This window comes from Bradyrhizobium sp. UFLA05-153, from assembly GCF_054185185.1.
This window is the reverse complement of record NZ_JBBIAM010000336.1, coordinates 1-818: the sequence shown is the minus strand read 5'-3', so window position 1 is coordinate 818 and position 818 is coordinate 1. Positions and strand designations below refer to the sequence as shown.

Annotated in this window: 2 protein-coding genes; both read left to right on the top strand. The window is 62.5% G+C overall.

The features are described from left to right. The first annotated feature begins 34 nt into the window (after positions 1–34). Entirely contained in the window at positions 35–325 is a 291-nt protein-coding gene (locus Q2941_RS51760; RefSeq protein ID WP_283023207.1) for a transposase, read from the top strand. Further along, on the top strand, positions 322–818 hold a 497-nt coding region (locus Q2941_RS51755), incomplete at its 3' end, for an IS3 family transposase (RefSeq protein ID WP_458197563.1). The genes Q2941_RS51760 and Q2941_RS51755, both read left to right, overlap by 4 nt.

Sequence of the window (818 nt, the reverse complement as noted above, 5' to 3'; positions counted from 1 at the left end):
AAAAGGCCGCTCCGTCTGATAGACGGAGTGAGCAATGACGAAGAAGACGAGACGCAAGATCGACGCGGCACTGAAGGCAAAGATCGCGCTGGAGGCGGTGCGGGAGCAGGCGACGGTGGCCGATTTGGCCCAGCGCTACGAGGTTCACCCGAACCAGATCTATGCCTGGAAGAAGCAACTGCTGGAACAGGCGGCCCGGGCTTTTGACGCGGGTGTCGGGCGGGAGAGCGAGGACGCTCGCGAACGCGAGATCGAGAAGCTGCACGCCAAGATTGGACAACTGACAGTCGAGCGCGATTTTTTAGTGCGGAGGTCCGGAAGATGAGCACGCCGGACCGTCGAGGAATGCTTGATCGCGCCGATAAGGCGCTGTCGATCCGCCGGCAATGCATGTTGCTTGGCATCGCGCGCTCTGGCGTCTACCGGCCGCCCCGGCCGGCCAACGACAACGACCTTGGCCTGATGCGGCGGATCGACGAGCTGTTCACCGCCTGGCCGTTCCTGGGCTCGCGGCGAATGACCGCGATGCTGAAGGCTGAGGGGCTTCAGGTCAATCGCAAGCGCGTGCAGCGCCTGATGCGCAAGATGGGCATCGCGGCGCTGGGACCGAAGCCGAACACGACGAAGCCGGCGCCGGGCCACAAGATCTATCCCTATCTGCTGCGCAACATGACGATCGACCGGCCGAACCAGGTGTGGGCGGCCGACATCACGTATTTGCCCATCGGCCGTGGCTTTCTTTATCTCGTTGCCATCATCGACTGGGCGAGCCGTGCAGTGCTAGCGTGGCGTATCTCCAATACAATGGATACCTCGTT